This window comes from Bradyrhizobium sp., assembly GCF_050014615.1.
Taxonomy (GTDB): Bacteria; Pseudomonadota; Alphaproteobacteria; order Rhizobiales; family Xanthobacteraceae; genus Bradyrhizobium.
On the sequence record NZ_JBEKCZ010000105.1, the window covers coordinates 1 to 17936 of the forward strand.

At 62.9% G+C, this 17936-nt stretch carries 15 protein-coding genes; 10 read left to right on the forward strand and 5 right to left on the reverse strand.

The genetic code is table 11. From position 1 onward, the window contains the following. Positions 1 to 194: 194 nt before the first annotated feature. A complete protein-coding gene (locus ABR948_RS17545; RefSeq protein ID WP_428120124.1) occupies positions 195 to 638 on the reverse strand; it encodes a nuclear transport factor 2 family protein in 444 nt (147 codons plus the stop codon). Positions 639 to 725: 87 nt separating this feature from the next. On the opposite strand from ABR948_RS17545, the gene ABR948_RS17550 reads away from it, so the two are divergent. Next, complete coding sequence (locus ABR948_RS17550; protein ID WP_428120150.1) at positions 726 to 1649, forward strand: LysR family transcriptional regulator; 924 nt, start codon at positions 726 to 728, stop codon at positions 1647 to 1649. Between the two features lie 73 nt (positions 1650 to 1722). Then, positions 1723 to 3012 carry a flavin-dependent oxidoreductase gene (locus ABR948_RS17555; protein ID WP_428120126.1) on the forward strand — a complete coding sequence of 430 codons (1290 nt, stop codon included), beginning with the start codon at positions 1723 to 1725 and terminating at the stop codon, positions 3010 to 3012. A gap of 21 nt (positions 3013 to 3033) precedes the next feature. Here the strand turns inward: ABR948_RS17555 and mutY are convergent, their stop codons facing one another. Next, complete coding sequence (gene mutY, locus ABR948_RS17560; RefSeq protein WP_428120152.1) at positions 3034 to 4155, reverse strand: A/G-specific adenine glycosylase; 1122 nt, start codon at positions 4153 to 4155, stop codon at positions 3034 to 3036. 137 nt (positions 4156 to 4292) lie between these two features. Between mutY and ABR948_RS17565 the strand changes: the two genes are divergently transcribed. The 4 genes from ABR948_RS17565 to ABR948_RS17580 all read left to right on the forward strand — a co-directional run bounded on the left by ABR948_RS17565 (position 4293) and on the right by ABR948_RS17580 (position 10496). Then, positions 4293 to 4772, forward strand: a complete 480-nt coding sequence (locus ABR948_RS17565) for a DUF721 domain-containing protein (protein ID WP_428120128.1) — start codon at positions 4293 to 4295, stop codon at positions 4770 to 4772. Positions 4773 to 4913: 141 nt separating this feature from the next. After that, a complete protein-coding gene (locus ABR948_RS17570) occupies positions 4914 to 5570 on the forward strand; it encodes a DsbA family protein (protein WP_428120130.1) in 657 nt (218 codons plus the stop codon). Positions 5571 to 5882: 312 nt separating this feature from the next. Beyond that, positions 5883 to 9347 carry a chromosome segregation protein SMC gene (gene smc, locus ABR948_RS17575; protein WP_428120132.1) on the forward strand — a complete coding sequence of 1155 codons (3465 nt, stop codon included), beginning with the start codon at positions 5883 to 5885 and terminating at the stop codon, positions 9345 to 9347. A gap of 162 nt (positions 9348 to 9509) precedes the next feature. After that, positions 9510 to 10496 carry a small ribosomal subunit Rsm22 family protein gene (locus ABR948_RS17580; RefSeq protein WP_428120134.1) on the forward strand — a complete coding sequence of 329 codons (987 nt, stop codon included), beginning with the start codon at positions 9510 to 9512 and terminating at the stop codon, positions 10494 to 10496. A 90-nt stretch (positions 10497 to 10586) separates the two neighbouring features. On the opposite strand, the gene ABR948_RS17585 is transcribed toward ABR948_RS17580, so the two are convergent. The 3 genes from ABR948_RS17585 to ABR948_RS17595 form a co-directional block, all read right to left on the reverse strand. Continuing rightward, positions 10587 to 12242 carry a hypothetical protein gene (locus ABR948_RS17585; RefSeq protein WP_428120136.1) on the reverse strand — a complete coding sequence of 552 codons (1656 nt, stop codon included), beginning with the start codon at positions 12240 to 12242 and terminating at the stop codon, positions 10587 to 10589. 525 nt (positions 12243 to 12767) lie between these two features. Further along, positions 12768 to 13508: a tetratricopeptide repeat protein gene (locus ABR948_RS17590; protein ID WP_428120138.1), complete on the reverse strand. Its 741-nt coding sequence runs from the start codon at positions 13506 to 13508 to the stop codon at positions 12768 to 12770. Beyond that, positions 13505 to 13801, reverse strand: a complete 297-nt coding sequence (locus tag ABR948_RS17595; RefSeq protein ID WP_428120140.1) for a hypothetical protein — start codon at positions 13799 to 13801, stop codon at positions 13505 to 13507. Before ABR948_RS17595 ends, ABR948_RS17590 begins: the two co-directional genes overlap by 4 nt. A gap of 465 nt (positions 13802 to 14266) precedes the next feature. Here ABR948_RS17595 and ABR948_RS17600 point away from each other — a divergent pair, with 465 nt between their 5' ends. The 4 genes from ABR948_RS17600 to ABR948_RS17615 all read left to right on the forward strand — a co-directional run bounded on the left by ABR948_RS17600 (position 14267) and on the right by ABR948_RS17615 (position 17908). Further along, the gene (locus ABR948_RS17600) at positions 14267 to 14824 is read left to right on the forward strand and encodes a LemA family protein (RefSeq protein WP_428120142.1); all 558 of its coding nucleotides are present in this window, start codon (positions 14267 to 14269) and stop codon (positions 14822 to 14824) included. Between the two features lie 149 nt (positions 14825 to 14973). Next, a complete protein-coding gene (locus tag ABR948_RS17605; protein ID WP_428120144.1) occupies positions 14974 to 16224 on the forward strand; it encodes a M48 family metallopeptidase in 1251 nt (416 codons plus the stop codon). A 201-nt stretch (positions 16225 to 16425) separates the two neighbouring features. Next, positions 16426 to 17181: a P-loop NTPase family protein gene (locus ABR948_RS17610; RefSeq protein ID WP_428120146.1), complete on the forward strand. Its 756-nt coding sequence runs from the start codon at positions 16426 to 16428 to the stop codon at positions 17179 to 17181. 58 nt (positions 17182 to 17239) lie between these two features. Further along, entirely contained in the window at positions 17240 to 17908 is a 669-nt protein-coding gene (locus tag ABR948_RS17615; RefSeq protein ID WP_428120148.1) for a hypothetical protein, read from the forward strand. Positions 17909 to 17936: the final 28 nt, after the last annotated feature.

A 17936-nucleotide genomic window follows, 5' to 3' on the forward strand; every position in this document is an offset into this window, starting at 1 on the left:
GTCTCGGCACGGCCGGCCGCGGCGCGCGCGATCGCGCTGAAGGACAAGTTCGCCTTCAAGACCGACATGGACGAAGAAGCCAAACACATCATGTTCGGCCATCTCAAGACCAAGGCGGCGTAATCGGGCTCAAGCCACGACGACGGAACGGCGCCCATCGCGGGCGCCGTTTTTGTTTCATGGGCCAGCATGCCTCAACCCGCGGCACGCCCCAGCGATTCTGGAAACCACCCCAGCGCTTTTTCGGTCAATACCGAGTCGCAATATTCCCTGACCTCCTCGATCTTGCCGTTCGCCAGCCGGAACACCAGACAATAATCATTGTCGTAACGGACCCCGGTTTTGGTGAGGTTATTGCCTTTCGCCTCGACCACGACATGGTCGCCGTCGGCGATGAAACGATGCGCGATGGTCCGTGCCCGGTCGACCAGCAGCGAACGGACGTGACCGTGCAGGTCGTTCAGAATCGAGTCCTTGCCGGTGAAGGTGCGCGACCACGAATATTGCCCGGTCACTACCCATTTCACGTCGTCGGCCAGGCTGGCGATGAACAGCGCGCGGTCGCGGATCGCGGGATCGGGGTTTGCCGCGGCGGCAAAGATCTCTTCCATTAATTTCCTGTTGGCTTCGGCGCTCATGGCGGCTTCTCCTGCTTCGATACAGCCATCATCGCCCGCCGCGCATCATTCTTCCAATCGATAGTCTATATGATATATATTCACCTAATGAATTTGGCCGGGCTCGATCTCAATTTGCTGGTGGCGCTGGATGCGCTGTTGCTGGAAGCCAATGTCAGCCGCGCCGCGATGCGGGTCGGGCTGTCGCAGCCGGCCGCGAGCCATGCGCTGGCGCGGCTGCGCGACAGCCTCGGCGATCCGCTGCTGGTTCGGGTCGGCGCCAGGATGGAACTGACGCCCCGCGCCCAAGCGCTGCGCGGACCGCTGGCGCAGGTGCTCGATCAGGTGCGCGGGCTTTTCATTCCCGACGATTTCGAAGCCGCCAGCAGCGAACGGCGCTTTCGCCTGATGATGCCTGATTTGGCGGTAGAGCTTCTGGTGCCGCCGCTGATGGAAAAAGTGACGCGGCTGGCGCCCAACATCCGGCTCGACATCGTGCCCTGGCGCAGCTCCGCGATCTTCACTGCGGAGTTCGCGCGCACGATCGACCTCGTGATCTCGATCGGCAACGCCTTCAGGGGATTTCACCGCCAGTTGCTCTATACCGATCGCGATGCGCTCGCGGTGCGGCGCGGTCATCCCGCAGGGACGAGGCTTGCGCGGCGCGAGGTGTTTCTGCAAGCGCGGCATGTCGCGGTCATCATCCGCGGCCAGAACATCGACCTGATCGACGACTGGCTGCGCAGCAAAGACATCGAGCGGCGCATTGCGCTGGTGGTGCCCGGTTATATCGAGGCGCTGCATATCGTGGCGCGCACCGATCTGGTCGCCTTCGTCCCCAGCCGGCTGATTGCTGCCCTGGCGCAACCCCTGTCGCTGAAGACGGTCACGCCACCGCTCGACCCCGGCATCGACGAACAATTCATGTTCACTCCGACCCGGGCCCAGTTCGACCCCGGCTCAATCTGGTTGCGAAAGCTGATGCTGGAAACCGGGCATGGGCTCGATCGATCGAAGCGGCGCCCGGGTTAAGCGTTTTGGGCCCTTCGCAGTTGCCCCCTTGCCGCCTGTCGTGTCATGACGCCATCCGTAACAGGAGCGTGATATGACTGTCCTTATCGCGGGCGGCGGCATCGGCGGGCTGACGCTGGCACTCAGCCTGCACCAGATTGGCGTGCCCGCCAAAATCTTCGAAAGCGTCGCGAAGCTGAAGCCGCTCGGCGTCGGCATCAACGTGCTGCCGCATGCGGTGCGCGAGTTGATCGAACTCGGCCTGCTCGACCGGCTCGATGCCGCCGGCGTGCGCACCAGCGAACTGGCGTATTTTTCCAAACACGGCAAGCCGATCTGGTGCGAACCGCGCGGGATCGAGGCCGGGTATAAATGGCCGCAGTTCTCGATCCACCGCGGCACGCTGCAGCAGATCCTGCTCGATGCCGTGACCGAACGGCTGGGCCGCGAAAATATTCTCACCAGCCATCATCTCAACGACTGGACCGAGACCTCGGACGGCATCCGCGCTGATTTCATCGACAGAGCGACCGGCCAATCCGTGGGCCACCATGACGGTGCGCTCTTGATCGCAGCCGATGGCATTCACTCCGCGATCCGCGAAAAACTCTATCCGCAGGAAGGGCCGCCGCTCTGGAACGGGCGCATCCTGTGGCGCGGCATCACCGCGTCGGATGCGTTTCTGTCGGGCCGCACCATGATCATGGCCGGCCACGAGATCCTGAAATTCGTCTGCTACCCGATTTCAAAGCAGGCCGACGCCAACGGCAAATTCCTGATCAATTGGGTCGCCGAGCGGCATATGCCGCCAACCTATCAGTGGCGCCGCGAGGATTACAACCGCGCCGCCAACCTCGAGGAATTCCTGCCATGGTTCAGGGATTGGCGCTTCGACTGGCTTGACGTGCCCGGCCTGATCCGCAATTGCCCGCACGCCTATGAATATCCGCTGGTCGATCGCGATCCGATTGCGCAATGGACGTTCGGGCGGACCACCCTGATGGGCGACGCCGCCCATCCGATGTACCCGATCGGCTCCAATGGCGCGTCACAGGCGATCCTCGACGCCCGGGTTCTGACCCGCGAGATTCTCGCGCATGGTCCGACCAGCGCGGCGCTCTTGGCCTATGAGGCCGAGCGCCGGCCCGCGACGTCCGACCTCGTGATGCTCAACCGGCGCAACGGCCCGGAGCAGGTGATGCAAATGGTCGAGGAGCGCGCGCCCGACGGTTACAAGGTCGTCACCGACGTGCTGTCGGTCAAGGAACTGCACGACATCGCCGCCAACTACAAGCGCGTCGCCGGCTTTCAGGTCGAAGGCCTCAACGCCCGGCCGCCGATCGTGGCGATGCCTGCACCGGGCCAGCGCACGAGCACGGGGTAGCACTCTTATTCGCCGAGCCCGCTATTCACCAAGCCCGTGCGCGATCACCTTGCGCATGACATTCGGCAGCGCTTCATCTGCGAGTGTCGCAATCGGCACCCAGCGCATTCCCCGCGGCGCGCCCGTGCGCGTGGCTACTTTTGCGGTATAGACCACAAGCTGCAGCGGAAAATGCGTGAACACGTGGCTGACGATGCCGGTCTTGCGGTGCCAGCGCGCGATACCCTTCAGGTCAGGCGCCTGCGCCAAGGCGGCCTTGTCGTCCTGCGCGGCGAGCCAGCTTGAAGTGGGCACCTCGGTCATGCCGCCGAGCAGACCTTTTTCCGGACGGGTGCGGACCAAGAGCTCGCCGCCACGCGTCACCACGAACGCAGCACCACGGCGCAGCTCGCCCGGTTTCTTCGGCGCCTTGCGCGGAAAGGCTTCCTGATCGCCGCGGATGCGTGCTGCGCAGCCGTCATTCAGCGGGCAGAGCGCGCAGGCCGGCTTCTTCGGGGTGCAGATCGAGGACCCCAGATCCATCAAGGCTTGAGCACTGTCGCCAGCGCGTGACTCTTCGTCCGGGCCGAGCAACGTCGCCGCCAATTGCTGGATCAGCGGCTTGGCCTGCGGCAGCGCTTCCTCGACCGCGAACAGCCGCGACACCACGCGCTCGATATTGCCGTCGACCGGCATGGTGCGGCGGCCGAAGGCGATCGCGGCGATGGCGGCCGCGGTGTAGGGCCCGATCCCCGGCAGCGTGCGCAGGCCCTCCTCGGTGTCCGGAAACACCCCGCCATGATCGCGCAACACCGCCACCGCGCAGGCATGAAGGTTGCGCGCGCGCGAATAGTAACCGAGCCCGGCCCACATCCGCAGCACGTCATCGAGTGAGGCGCGGCCGAGCGCGCCGACGTCCGGCCAGCGCGCCAGGAATTTTTCGAAATAGGGTCCGACCGTCTTGACGCCGGTCTGCTGCAGCATGATTTCCGACAGCCAGACGCAATAGGGATCGGCGCGTTCGCCGGCCAGCGGCCGCCACGGCAGCCTCCGGCGATGGCGGTCGTACCAGTCGAGCAGCAGCGCGGGACGGGCGGCACTAGCTTCTTCGTGCTCGAAGGAAGAGGCTTTCTTTCGCTTGCTGGCCGCGCCTGATAGACTCATGCCGTCATATAACGTCATTCCGGGATGGACCGAAGGTCCAGACCCGGAATCTCGCGAGGATAACTTCTGGATTCCGGGTTCGCGCGTGTCACGCGCGCCCCGGAATGACTGAAGCACAAAGAAACACAAAGCCACCCATGTCCAAACCCGGCCCGATCAGCGCCAAACCGCTTTCCGTCCTGCTCAGCGACGTCTTTTCCGATGCCTATGCCCGGCAGGGATTTGCGGCGCGCGAGCTGGTGACGCGCTGGGCGGAAATCGCCGGCCCCGAAATCGCCGCCCATGCCGAACCCCTGAAGATCCAGTGGCCGCGGCCGGTGGAGGGGCAGAATCAGGAACCGGCCACGCTGGTGCTGCGGGTCGACGGCCCGATGGCGCTGGAAATCCAGCACGGATCCGACGTCATCCTGCAACGCGTCAACCGCTTTTTCGGGTGGAACGCGGTCGGACGCCTGGCGCTGCGCCAGGCGCCGCTGGCGCGCCGGAAGGCGCCGAAAGCCTCCCTTGCGCCGGACGCCGCGGCGGTGGCGGAAGTCGCAAAATCCCTGTCCGCCGTCGAGGACGAGGATCTGCGGGCCGCGCTGGCGCGGCTCGGCGCCTTGATCAAGCGAAATTGAGCCGGCCATCAGGTCCAGCGCTCGTGGCCTGCCATTGCCACAATTGTGGTTTCAAGCTAGCCAACAGCCTTCGAACCGTACCCTTGAACCGTACCCTTGGGGTTCTTTTTCGGCGTGAACGCGCCAATCCGGGAGCAGACCTTGATCATCACCCGCCGCGCCTTCACCGCCGCTTTGTCGTTGACCGGGCTCAGCCTGCTCGCCGGGTTCTCGCCGCTGCGTCTGATCACTGAGGCGATGGCGCAGGGCGCCGCCGATGTCGCCAAGCCGGTATCGCTGCCGGACATGGCGCTCGGCCCCGCCAATGCGCCGGTGACGATCACCGAATTCGCCTCGATGACCTGCCCGCATTGTGCGGCCTTCAACGCGGACGTATTCCCGAAGATCAAGTCGGCCTATATCGACACCGGCAAGATTCGTTACGTGTTCCGCGAATTCCCTCTCGATATCAAGGCCGCGGCGGGCTCGATGCTGTCGCGCTGCATCGCCAAGGACGATTCCGGAAAATACTTCGCGGTCACCGACCTGCTGTTCAAGCAGCAGAGCGACTGGGTGATGAAGAACACCACCGAAACCCTGACCCGGATCGGCAAGCAGGCCGGCCTCACCCAGCAGGCCGTCGATGATTGCCTCAAGGACCAGGCCCTGCTCGACAAGATCGTCGCCGACCAGAAGTTCGCCAACGAGGTGCTGAAGGTCAACTCGACGCCGACCTTCTTCATCAATGGCGAGATGATCAAGGGCGAGACCTCGTTCGAGGAATTCGACAAGCGGATCAAGTCGCTGCTCAAGAGCTGACCGGCCGCACTTCACGGACACGCGGCGATTTGGTCATCTATTGGACACTTATTTTCCGGGGACGCCGGTGATTGTGGTTCTGCAGTGTTCGCTGCCACAACAGTTGGGGATAACCTCAACAAAACCCTCTATAAAAGCCTCGAAACAAAAGCCTTGGGAAAAGCCCCGGGCGCCGGTTGCCCTCCGGCCCCGGCCTCGCCATTGTCGCTCCCATGAGAGCCGCAAAGAGCGACTCGCCCACACACCGACATTGCCTTCTATGGTATTGTCCCGGCAGGGAGATTCGTGTCCTGCCAACAGAGCATCGTGTCCATGAAACTCACGCGCCTTCGTCTTCACGGTTTCAAATCGTTCGTTGAACCCACTGACTTCGTGATCGAACCCGGTCTCACCGGCGTGGTCGGGCCGAACGGCTGCGGCAAATCCAATCTGGTCGAGGCGCTGCGCTGGGCGATGGGCGAAACCTCACACAAATCGCTGCGCGCTGCCGACATGGACGCGGTGATCTTTGCCGGTTCCGGCAACCGTCCCTCGCGCAACCACGCCGAAGTGGTGATGACGATCGACAATTCCGATCGCTCCGCGCCGGCGGCGGTGAACGACCGCGAGATGCTGGAAATCTCGCGCCGCATCGAGCGCGAGGCGGGTTCGGTCTATCGCATCAACGGCCGCGACGTTCGAGCCCGGGATGTGCAGATCCTGTTCGCCGACGCCGCCACCGGCGCGCGCTCACCGGCCCTGGTGCACCAGGGCAAGATCGGCGAGATCATTCAGGCCAAACCCGAGCAGCGCCGCCGGGTGCTGGAGGACGCCGCCGGCGTCGCCGGGCTTCACGCCCGCCGTCACGAGGCCGAGTTGCGCCTCAAGGCCGCCGAAACCAATCTCACCCGGGTCGAGGACGTGATCGGCCAATTGGCCGGACAGATCGACGGCCTGAAGAAGCAGGCGCGGCAGGCGATCCGCTACCGCGAAGTCGCCGCCAAAGTGCGCAAGGCCGAGGCGATGCTGTTCCATTTGCGCTGGCTCGGCGCCAATGCCGATGTCGCAGATGCCGCCCAGGTCCATGACCTCAGCGTTCGCGAGATGGCGGAGCGCACCCGCGAACAGGCCGAGGCCGCCCGGATCCAGGCGATCCGCGCCTCCGAACTGCCGGCCTTGCGCGAGGCGGAAGCCCGCGCCGCAGCCGGACTTCAACGCCTCACCAATGCGCGCGAAACGCTCGACCGCGAGGAAGAGCGCGCCAAGGAGCGCGTCGCGGAGCTCGATCGCCGGCTGACGCAATTTTCGGCCGACGTCGCCCGCGAACAACAACAGAGCGCCGACGCCGAAGTCGCGCTGCAGCGGCTCGATACCGAAGACGCGGAATTGAAGGAAGAGATCAAGTCGCGCGTCGATAAACGCAGCGGCGTCGATGAGCGCGTGTCCGAGGCTGAAACCACGCTGGCGGCGGCGGAGCGGCTGTTCTCCGAACTGACCACGGTGCTCGCCGACCTCACCGCCAAGCGCAACCAGCTCGAGGGCAGCGTGCGCGGCCACCGCGACCGGCTGGCGCGGCTCGACCAGGACATCGCCAATGTCCAGAGCGAGGAGCAGAAGCTGGCGCAGGAAACCAGCGGTCACGGCGACCTCGCCACGCTGGCCGGTGTCATGGAAACCGCGCAGCAGTCTCTGGCGCAATCCGAAGCCGCCTCGCAGGCGTGCGAAGCCGGCCATGTCGCCGCCCGCTCCCGGCTGGAGGCCGCCCGCGCGCCGCTGAACGAGGCCGACAAGCGCGTGCAACGGCTGGAGACCGAAGCGCGCACGATCTCCAAACTCGTCAATGGCGAGACCAAGAATCTGTGGCCGCCGATCATCGACGGCGTCACCGTGTCCAAGGGATATGAGAAGGCGATCGGCGCCGCGCTGGGCGACGATCTCGATGCCCCGGTCGATCCCTCGGCCCCGATGCGCTGGACCAATATCGGCGTGACCGAGGGCGATCCTGCTCTGCCCGAAGGCGTCGAAGCCCTCGCGTCGCGCGTCGAAGCGCCCCCAGAACTGGCGCGGCGGCTCGCGCAGATCGGCGTCGTCGCCCGCGATCGTGGCGCGACGCTGGTGTCGCAGCTCAAGACCGGCCAGCGGCTGGTGTCGCTGGAAGGCGACGTCTGGCGCTGGGACGGCTTCGTCGCGGCCGCGCACGCGCCAACCGGAGCGGCAAGGCGTCTGGCCGAGCGCGCGCGGCTGGTCGATATCGAAACCGAACTGGAGCAGGCCCGCTTCGAGGCCACCGCCCGGCGTCAGGCGCTGGAAGCCGCCGAAGCCGAACTGAAAGCGGCGTCCGCCGCGGAAACCTCCGCCCGCGACGCGTGGCGGGCCGCCCAGCGCGAGGCCGATGCCGCGCGCGAACGTCATGCCAGCACCGAACGCGAGATCAATCGTCACGCCGCGCGCAAATCGGCGCTGACCGAAGCCCATAGCCGCCTGGCCGCCGACCGCAGCGAAGCCGAAGGCGCGCATGAGAGCGCGACCGCGGCACTGGCCGAATTGCCGCCGGGCCTTGAGACCGAAACCAGGCTCGCGGCGGTTCGCAGCGATATCGACGGCCATCGCCGGCTGGCCGCCCAGGTGCGGGCCGAAGCCCAGGCGCTGGCGCGCGAGGCCGAACTGGCGGATCGAAGACTGCAGGCGATCACCGCCGAGCGCAACGAATGGCAGCAGCGCCGGCAGAGCGCGGCGTCCCAGATATCGACCATCGAAGCCCGCGTCACCGAAGTCAAAGCCGAGCGCGCCGAACTCGACAATGCGCCGGCGCTGTTCGCACAAAAGCGCCGCGCGCTGATCAGTGAAATCGAATCCGCCGAGACCGCCCGCCGGGTCGCCGCCGACGCGCTGGCCACCGCCGAGAACATGATGGCGGAGACCGATCGCGCCGCCAAGATCTCGCTCGAGGCGCTCTCGGGCGCACGCGAGGCCTGCGCCCGCGCCGAAGAGCGGATGGACGGCGCCAGGCGCCGTTTGATCGATATTGAACGCGAAATCCATGACATGCTCGAAGTCGAGCCGCAGGGCGTGGCCGGTCTCGCCGAGATCGAGCCGGGCGCGGAGCTGCCGCCGCTGGCCGAGATCGAGGAAAATCTCGAAAAGCTGCGGCGCGACCGCGAACGGCTGGGCGCGGTCAATTTGCGCGCCGAAGAGGAACTGCGCGAGGTCGAAACCCAGCACACCTCATTGACCACCGAACGCGACGATCTGGTGGAAGCCATCAAGCGATTGCGCCAGGGTATCCAGAGCCTCAACCGCGAGGCGCGCGAGCGGCTGTTGACCTCGTTCGAAATCGTCAACGGCCATTTCAAGCGGCTGTTCGTCGAACTGTTCGGCGGCGGCGAGGCCGCGCTGCACCTGATCGAGAGCGACGATCCGCTGGAGGCCGGCCTTGAAATCATCGCCAAGCCGCCCGGCAAGAAGCCGCAGACGCTGTCGCTGTTATCAGGCGGCGAGCAGGCGCTGACCGCTTTGGCGCTGATCTTCGCGGTGTTCCTCACCAACCCGTCGCCGATCTGCGTGCTGGACGAAGTCGACGCGCCGCTCGACGATCACAACGTGGAGCGGTTCTGCAACCTGCTGCACGAGATGACGTCCACCACCGAAACCCGCTTCATCATCATCACGCACAATCCGATCACGATGGCGCGGATGAACCGGCTGTTCGGCGTCACCATGGCCGAACGCGGCGTGTCGCAACTGGTCTCGGTCGATCTCGAAGACGCGGTCAAGATTCTCGATCAGCACGTGGCGTGACCTTCTCTTACCCTCCCCTGAAGGGGGAGGGTCGACGCGACTGCAAGGAGCGGCGGGGTGGGGTGATAGTCTCACGTTTCGCATGGTGCCAGGTTGAGAGCTCACCCCACCCCGCCTGCTCACGCAGGCGACCCTCCCCCTCCAGGGGAGGGTGAAGAAAAGATGACCGCTCCCGACCTTCCCGCCGAACTCAAAGCCGCGCTCGACGCGAAACTGCACGGCCTCTCGCGCAACGACGCGGCCGAACGCGCTTCGCTGATCTCAAAAACCTACCGCGACGGCGGCAATTCCGGCGCGATCAAAACCGAGACCGACGCGCTGGCCTACGCGCTGGCGCGAATGCCCGCGACCTATGCCGCGGTGACCGCAAGCCTGAACGCGCTGCGCGAAATCACGCCGCATTTCGCACCCACCAGCCTGCTCGATATCGGCGCCGGACCGGGCACAGCGAGCTGGGCCGCGGCCGAGGCCTTTGCGTCGCTGAAAGAGTTCACGCTGCTGGATGCCAACGCCGCTTTGCGCGCGCTGGCGCTGGATCTTGGCCGCGACAGCACGCGGCTGCGCGAGTTGATCTATCAACGCGGTGAAGCCCGCGCCCTGCTGGCGGCGGCCGAGCCGGCCGACCTGGTGATCGCGAGCTACGTGATCGCCGAACTCAGCGACGCGGAACGCAGCGCGCTCGCCGAGCTGATCTGGGCCAAAACCCGCGATACGCTCCTGATCGTCGAACCCGGCACGCCCGCGGGCTACGCGCGGATCATCGCGTTGCGTACACAGTTGATCGCGTCAGGTGCGCATGTCGCGGCGCCCTGCCCGCACGACGGAAAATGTCCGCTGACGCCTCCCGACTGGTGTCACTTCACCCAGCGCCTGCCCCGCTTGCGCGCGCATAAACACATCAAGGGTGCGGAGCTTCCTTTTGAAGATGAGAAGTTCAGCTATGTCGCGCTGACACGCGCCCCCGTGACGCAGCATCCCGCCCGCGTGCTGGCGCAGCCTGCCGTCAGCAAGGTCGAAGTATCAGCGAAACTCTGCACAGCGGAGGGTCTCGCTTTGGCCAGGATACCCAGCCGCACCAAACCGGATTACGCCCGCGCCCGGCGCTGGCGCTGGGGCGACGCGGTCGAGCAAGCGGACATTGAGCGGTAGACTTTCGATGTCCGGTCTGTGCTGCCGGCCAGGAGGCAGACATTAGGGTTCCTGCGAATGGCGGACAGGGATGCCGCCTGCGCGGCTTCCTTATCGCCCCATTGCCCGAAGAACCCTTAACTTGCCGAACACCTGCACCGGCTGAAAATTTGAACGAAGGAAATCGTCGAGCAGCGTGACGCCGCTGCTCACCGCACTTTCGTTCGGTTCATTGAAGTCTTCCCACTCGGACTCGAGCACGACGTAAGGCGGCTTGGCGGCTTGTAAATCGCCAATCATCGCAGTCTGGATTTCCTTGTTTGACTGCAGGCCGGAATCAAAGTGATGCCACTTTGTGGCCGGTATCCACCCGCCGACGAAATAAAAAAGCAGATCGTTTCCCAGGATGCGATCATGACGGCTCAATCCAACGAATATCACATCGTTCGGCCGGGTATGAGCTTCAACATACCGAATGGCATCCGCGCGCGCCTGATCGATTTCGAAACAGGCCACGCGTTGCAGACCCGGCACCGGCCGGCACGAGGCGATGTCTGCCGGCGTGTCCGCGGTAGCGGCGCTCCACGTGCTGCGTTGCGTAATCCAGATGGCATTTTGAACCATCGCATACCCGTCTTGTGCGGTCGCGACGAAGGTTGGCAAGAGGACGATGAACAGCCCAGCCCAGGCGGCGGCTATGGCCGGCAGGCGATCCGGCGACCTGCGTTTTGCCTGAAGCAACATAGCCGAGAGCATCAGCGCCGGCACGATCGACAGAGCCAATTGGATCAGGGCGGGGCGAACAAGCCCCTTTAGATAGAATAGCGCCGATAACAAGCCAAGCAGGAGCATGATCCAATGGCGGGCGGCGTTGGCTTCGGGACTCCCTGGGGATCGCCGAGAAAACAGGACGGTGGAAAGCGCGGCCAACCAGACGAAGAACGGCAGATATACCCCGATCTGCGTCGGCACTGCGCGCAACGTTTCGAGGTCGGGAAACGGCATCGCCCTCATGCGTCTGTAGGCTTGTGCCGGGAAATAGATAACTTCAAACAGGAAGTCCTGGAGTATGCCGTTGGATACATATGCTGCCGCCACCGGGATACAGACGATCCCCAGTCCAAGGTAAATCGGCAGCAGCACACGAAGCAAACCGGCTACGCGCACGCCAAGTGGGAGCGGCCGCGAAAGCACATAGCCGGCGGTGACCAGCGTCACTGCTGCAAAGGTATAAAACCCGACATCATAGCGAAACAGAACGGTGACGCCGATACAGAGCCCGCTGCTGAAGAGCAGCGGCGGCGATCGGCGATCCTCGAAGACCGGCAGCAGGCACAGCGCACCGAGCAACGCGAAAAGCAGAGCAGGAAATACCGTATATGCGTAATATCCGAGGAAAGACAACCAGATCAGAACGAGCCCGGCGGCGAACAAGCCTTCACGCCGCGCCCCCCCGCGCTGCACGATCAGGAAAGCCGTCGTAACGATCATCGCGCGGACGATCGTGTCCCACACGCGATCCACCAGGATCGAAGCGCCGAACACTTTGAAAAGGCCGGCTAAAATATAGAACTGCGCGGGGCCGTAAATTTCATAAAAGTCCCGATGTAAAACCTCGCCTTGAGCCACACGCATGGCACTGACAAGGATTTGACCTTCGTCATATACGTTGATCTTACGGCTCATGGTGGCAGCGAGGAGAACAAAGGAGCCCGAAAATATGAGCGCGGGGATCTTCGCAGCCGCGTCATTCGACAAGAACTTCATCATCCGGCTCGCTGACTTACATCGAAGGCCGCAGTCCGGTATTTGGCCGCAGACATTTGGCAGCAGATACTTGGCAGATCGTCACTGTCAGGCGCGGCGACGTGCTGCAAACAAATCCATGAACAGAGCCGTATTTACCCTGGCCTCGATGCACCGAAGCAGATCGCCGGTTCGCTGCTCAGGGTTGAGAACCTAGATCGATTCTCGCCCGCGCGAAAGAGGCCGCTTTGTTGGCTTGTTCGCGCGGTTTCTCGTCGGGAAAAGAAGCTGGAAGGAAGCATACACGGGAATGTAAGAGTTATCGAAGCGAAACTCGTAGAACGGTTGACCTTGGTCACTCTTCAGACGGCCCATCATGGATCGACCTCGCCGCGATTCGCGTCAACACAACGGAATCACGCTTCGTGGCCTCTCTCAACCGACTTTTACAACAAAATCTGCCATAACCGGAAGTCAACCAACCTGTTCGGTTGACCCGTGTTTGTTGTCTCACCAATGAGATCGCCGACGGGACCGGGTCCGCTGTTATGACGCTAGGTGTCGAGTGGCGCCCATCAGCCAGAGCTGTGCTGCGAGACGGCGGATGAAGCCCGACCGCGTCTTGCTGTCACCCTGTAATGTTGAAGTCTCGTCCTCGACAAGAGCGGCCATATCGTGAGCAACACCGGGCAAACGCCGGATGCCTTCGGGAATACACCGTAGCCCGAACCAACCGCGGACCATGGCCGTTGTGAGCCAATGCCGCGCGAAAAGATCACCAGCAGCCTGACCATGCTCAAGCAGCTTCAGCGTCTCGTGACGCCTTTGCGCCCAGTCTGCAGATTTCCGGTAGCTCGCCGCCAGATAGACCATCGCAGGCACAAAGCCGCGCGCGACCCCGGCCCTATACACTTCTTGCGCCTTCTCGGAGCGTTCCGACCGTTCGTAAAGACACCCGAGACAGATCAGGCCGTAATCCGATCCGGCTTGATATGCGCGAACCAGCCATTTTTCAGCCTGCGCCCAATCCTGTGTAGTGCCGGTTCCTGTGTGATACATTTGCCCGGCCGTAGCCATACACCAAACCGACCCCTTTTCGGCGAGCGCAAGATATTGCCTGAATGATTCCGCCGGATCAGTCTGCTCGTAAGCTTGATGTATCGCCGCCGGGTCCGTCTCTCGCTCCATGATTTCAATATTGTTGCTCTGCGCGTGGAGCCAAGCGTCCATTTTCTTGTTGAAGGTCGCGCGCGCAGTCTCACATATCGTGCACAGAACGCATTTCATCTCACGGCCCGATCCAGAAAGTCTTGCTGCTTCTGCTTCTTGAAATTCTCTTCAATGCGGACGAACGCCACCATTAATACGAAACCAACGACAAAAGAGGGGAACTGCAGCGGTTTCGCCACCGCATAGATCTCTTCCTGCCGTTCCGTGAAGAACCGAACACGGCCTTTAATTTTGTGAGCGTGGACGTAAGGAGGGTCAGTAACTTGGGGCTGCTTCAAGGCGACCGTTTCGATGGCTCCAGCTGTGACAAGCGAAATCATCGCTACCGGTGCGCAAAGCAACAAGCTCACGCGTATCGCTCGCCTCAACCTTGGCGAGGGCGGCAAATCCGTTAGGTCGAGTGATGGGAATGCCATTAGAAAAGATGATCCCGTCCACCAATCTTTATATCCCAGCGAACCGCGATAAGGCTAACGCTTGGTTGTATACATCGAGTTTATCTACCTTCTACGTAATAAAATGTTCAACTTTGAATGAACCGGCACGAGGCCGTTGTGGGTCAAAACCGGGAGTACCCGCCCGAGCAGATGTTTTCCGCTTTGCCCCCCAAAGCGGACAAGGCTGCAAGGTTTATCAGTTCACGCCTTAAGGGACGCGGCCGTCCCCGCGGGCAAACCTTTCCCTTTAACTTGTCCCCTTGAACTAAACCCGCCTTGCGCCCGACCAAGGGGGTACCCATCTCGCGGCGGGCTGCCGCGCGTCTGCTTTTTAGTCTACCCTGCCCGCATTCGTTGTCTCATCAGGAGTTGTTTGCCATGTCCGGCTGGATCGTTCTCGGCGTCATTGTTATTCTCATTCTGTTCGCGGTCGGCGCCTATAACCGCCTGGTCGCGCTCGGTCAGCGCGTGGGCCAGGCTTTTGCCGACATCGACGTCCAGCTCAAGCAGCGCCACGATCTGATCCCGAACCTCCTGGAAACCGTCAAGGGCTACGCCGCGCATGAGCGCGGCACGCTCGACGACGTGGTCAAGGCCCGCAGCGCCGCGATGTCGGCGCAGGGACCGGGACAGGTCGCCGCCGCCGAAAACCAGCTCAGCGGCGCACTCGGCAAGCTGATCGCCTTGTCCGAGGCCTATCCCGACCTCAAGGCCAACGCCAACTTCCAGCAGCTGGCGAATGAATTGTCCGACCTCGAGAACAAGATCGCGGCCAGCCGCCGCTTCTTCAACAACGCGGTCCAGGAATACAACACCGGTATCCAGCAGATGCCGGCCGCCCTGTTCGCCGGCATGTTCGGCTTTACCCGCAAGGATTTCTTCGATCTCGGCGCCAGCAGGACCGAAGTCGAGGCGGTGCCGACGGTGAAGTTCTGAGAGTGATCCACATTTGCGCCAGTCATTCCGGGGCACGCCAGCGGCGTGAACTACGATGTGCAATTGCACATCGGAGAATCTCCAGATCGAGATTCCGGGTTCGCCGCTTCGCGACGCCCCGGAATGACAGTGGTTAGCGGAAGCGCATCATGGCCGCCTATGGTCTTTACACGCACATCGCATCGAACAAATTTCGTTCGATGCTGCTGCTCGCCGGGCTGTTCGTCCTGATCTACGTCATGGTCTATGCCGGCGCGCTGATCGCCGAAGTGGTGATCTATAGCGGCGCGCCGGTCGACTATTATCTGGCGGCGGCGGCGCGCGACCTGATCAAGGCTTTTCCTTATGCCACGGGAGGTGCCGCACTGTGGATCGTGATCGCGTATTTCTTCCATCAATCGATCGTCGATGCCGTGACCGGCGGCGAGGACGTGACGCGGCAACAGCAGCCGCGGCTTTATAACCTGCTGGAAAATCTCTGCATCTCGCGCGGCATTCCGATGCCGAAGCTGAAAATCATCGACAGCGACGCGTTGAACGCCTACGCGACCGGGCTCAACCAGCGGCAATATGCCGTCACCGTCACCACCGGGCTGTTGAAGGCGCTCAACGACCAGGAGATCGAGGCGGTACTCGGCCACGAACTCACCCACATCCGCAACGGCGACGTGCAGATGATGGTGATCGCGGTGATCATCGCCGGCGTGGTCGGCTTCGCCGCCGAGCTGTTCTTCCGCAGTTTCACCAATTTCGGCTACTATGGCGGCGGCTTGTGGTCGTCCTCCCGTTCATCGTCGTCATCTTCTTCATCGTCAGGCAACGACAGGAAAAGCTCCGGCGGCGGGGCCATCCTGGTCATCATCATCGCGGTCGCGCTGATCGCGCTGGCCTGGCTGCTGTCGCAACTGGTGCGGCTGGCGCTGTCGCGGTCGCGCGAATTGCTTGCCGACGCCGGATCGGTCGAACTGACCAAGAACCCCGACGCCATGATCTCGGCGCTGCGCAAGATCGAGAACCGCGGCGAGCTTCCCGGCGCCACCTCGGCGGTGATGGAATTGTGCCTCGACAACCCGCGCGAGGGTTTTTCCGACCTGTTCGCGACCCACCCTTCGGTCGATTCGCGGGTCCAGGCGCTGGTGAAATTCGCCGGCGGGCACGATCCCGGGCGGCTGGCGCTGCCGTCCGATCCTTCGGACCTGCCGGACGATCTGTCGCGGCTGCCGCCGGCCAACGGTCAAACCCCGCCGCCATTGCCCTCGGGTCAGTCAGGTCCTCAACCAGGTCCGCAGTCAGGTCCTTGGGGTAACGCCACCGATCCCGCCGGCGCGCCGCCAGGTGCCGCCCAGGGACCCTGGGTCAATCCCGCCGGTCCCCCTGCCGGTCCTTGGGGCCGACACTAGCGCCGCAAACCGCTATGCGCGCCGCCGCAACCCCGCCACGGCGTTAACGACATCGGCACGATTAACCCTAACCGCCGTCTAATGAATTGAATTCTCCCTTGTTTCTGCCATGTTCCCGCCTAAAGCAGGCACAGGGACATTCTGATCGCATCGTGTATAGAAGCGGCGGTCAGGGCATAATATCGCGCGCAAGGGAAGTTCATGGCGAAGCCGGTAGTGATTGTGGTGGGCGCTGATAAGGGCGGGGTCGGCAAGACCACGGTTTCGCGAACCCTGCTGGACTATTTCAGCGCCAATAACGTACCCACCCGCGCCTTCGATACCGAATCCCCGCGCGGCACGCTGAAGCGCTTTCACCCCGATATCACCGAAATCGTCGACATGACGACGACGTCGGACCAGATGAAGATCTTCGACACGCTGAACGCGGTCAGCCCCTCGGTCACCGTGATCGACGTCCGCGCCGGCCTGCTGTCGCCGGCACTGGCCTCGTTGCGCGACATCGGCTTTCTCGATGCCGCCAAGACCGGGCAGATCACCTTTGCCGTGTTCCACATTCTCGGCCCCTCGATCGCCTCGCTGGACGAGATCGCGGAGACCGCGAATTTCATGCAGGGCGCGAAATATTTCCTGGTGAAGAACTTCATCAACAACACCAGCTTCTTCGAGTGGGATCAGGCGACCTACAATTCCTATTTCCACCGCATCAAGGACGCCACCGAGCTCACCATCCCCAAGCTCAATGAAATGGCCTACGAACAGGTCGAAGTCGCCTCGGTGCCGTTCCTCAAATTCGTGGCCAACAAGGGCACCAGCGACGAGGCCGCGAACTATTCGTTCGTGCTGCGCGGCTATGTCCGCCACTGGCTGGCCAATGTCTGGAGCGAGTTCGACCGCATCAAGCTGACCGACCTGGTCGGCTCCAGCAAATCCGGCATGCGCGGCGGCGAAAAATAATGCCGCGGTTGATATGATTGGGCTGGATTAGGCGCACAATTCGCCTGATATAGCCTTGATGCCTCCGACACCCGTCTACATCATCTGCTCGCCCCGCCCGCTGGTCGGCAAGACGCTGCTGGCGCGGCTGTTGAGCGAATTCCTGCTGCTGAAAAACGGCACCGTCGCGGCCTTCGATATCAACCTGAAGGAACCGTCGCTGCTCGACTACCTTCCGAAGATCACCGAGACCGCCGAGGTCGACAATACCTTCGGGAAGATGGCACTGATGGACCGCCTGATCGTCAATGACGGGATCGCCAAGGTGATCGATCTCGGCTTTCACGCCTTTGACGAATTCTTCAAGATGTCCGACGAAATCGGGTTCATGAAGGAGGCCGCGCGGCGCGGCGTCTCGCCGATCGTGCTGTTCGTCGCCGATACCGACCGGGCTTCGGCGCGCGGCTATCCGATGCTGCAAGAGCAGATTCCGCCAACCGCGCTCGTCACCATCGACAACGAACATGTGGTACGCGGCGAGCTGCCCCCGGCGATGGCCGATGGCAGGGTTGTCCGTATCGCCGCTTTGCCGGTGTTCCTGAAGACCTATATCGACCGGCTGAACTTCTCGTTCACCGAATATTTGCGCAACGAGAAGGATTCATCCACCGAACTGCATCAGTGGATCCGAAAGAATTATTTCAGCTTCCGCGAGCTGGAGCTGAGCTTGATCTTGCAGAGGTCGTGACGCCCTGTCGTCCCGGCGTTCGCCGGGA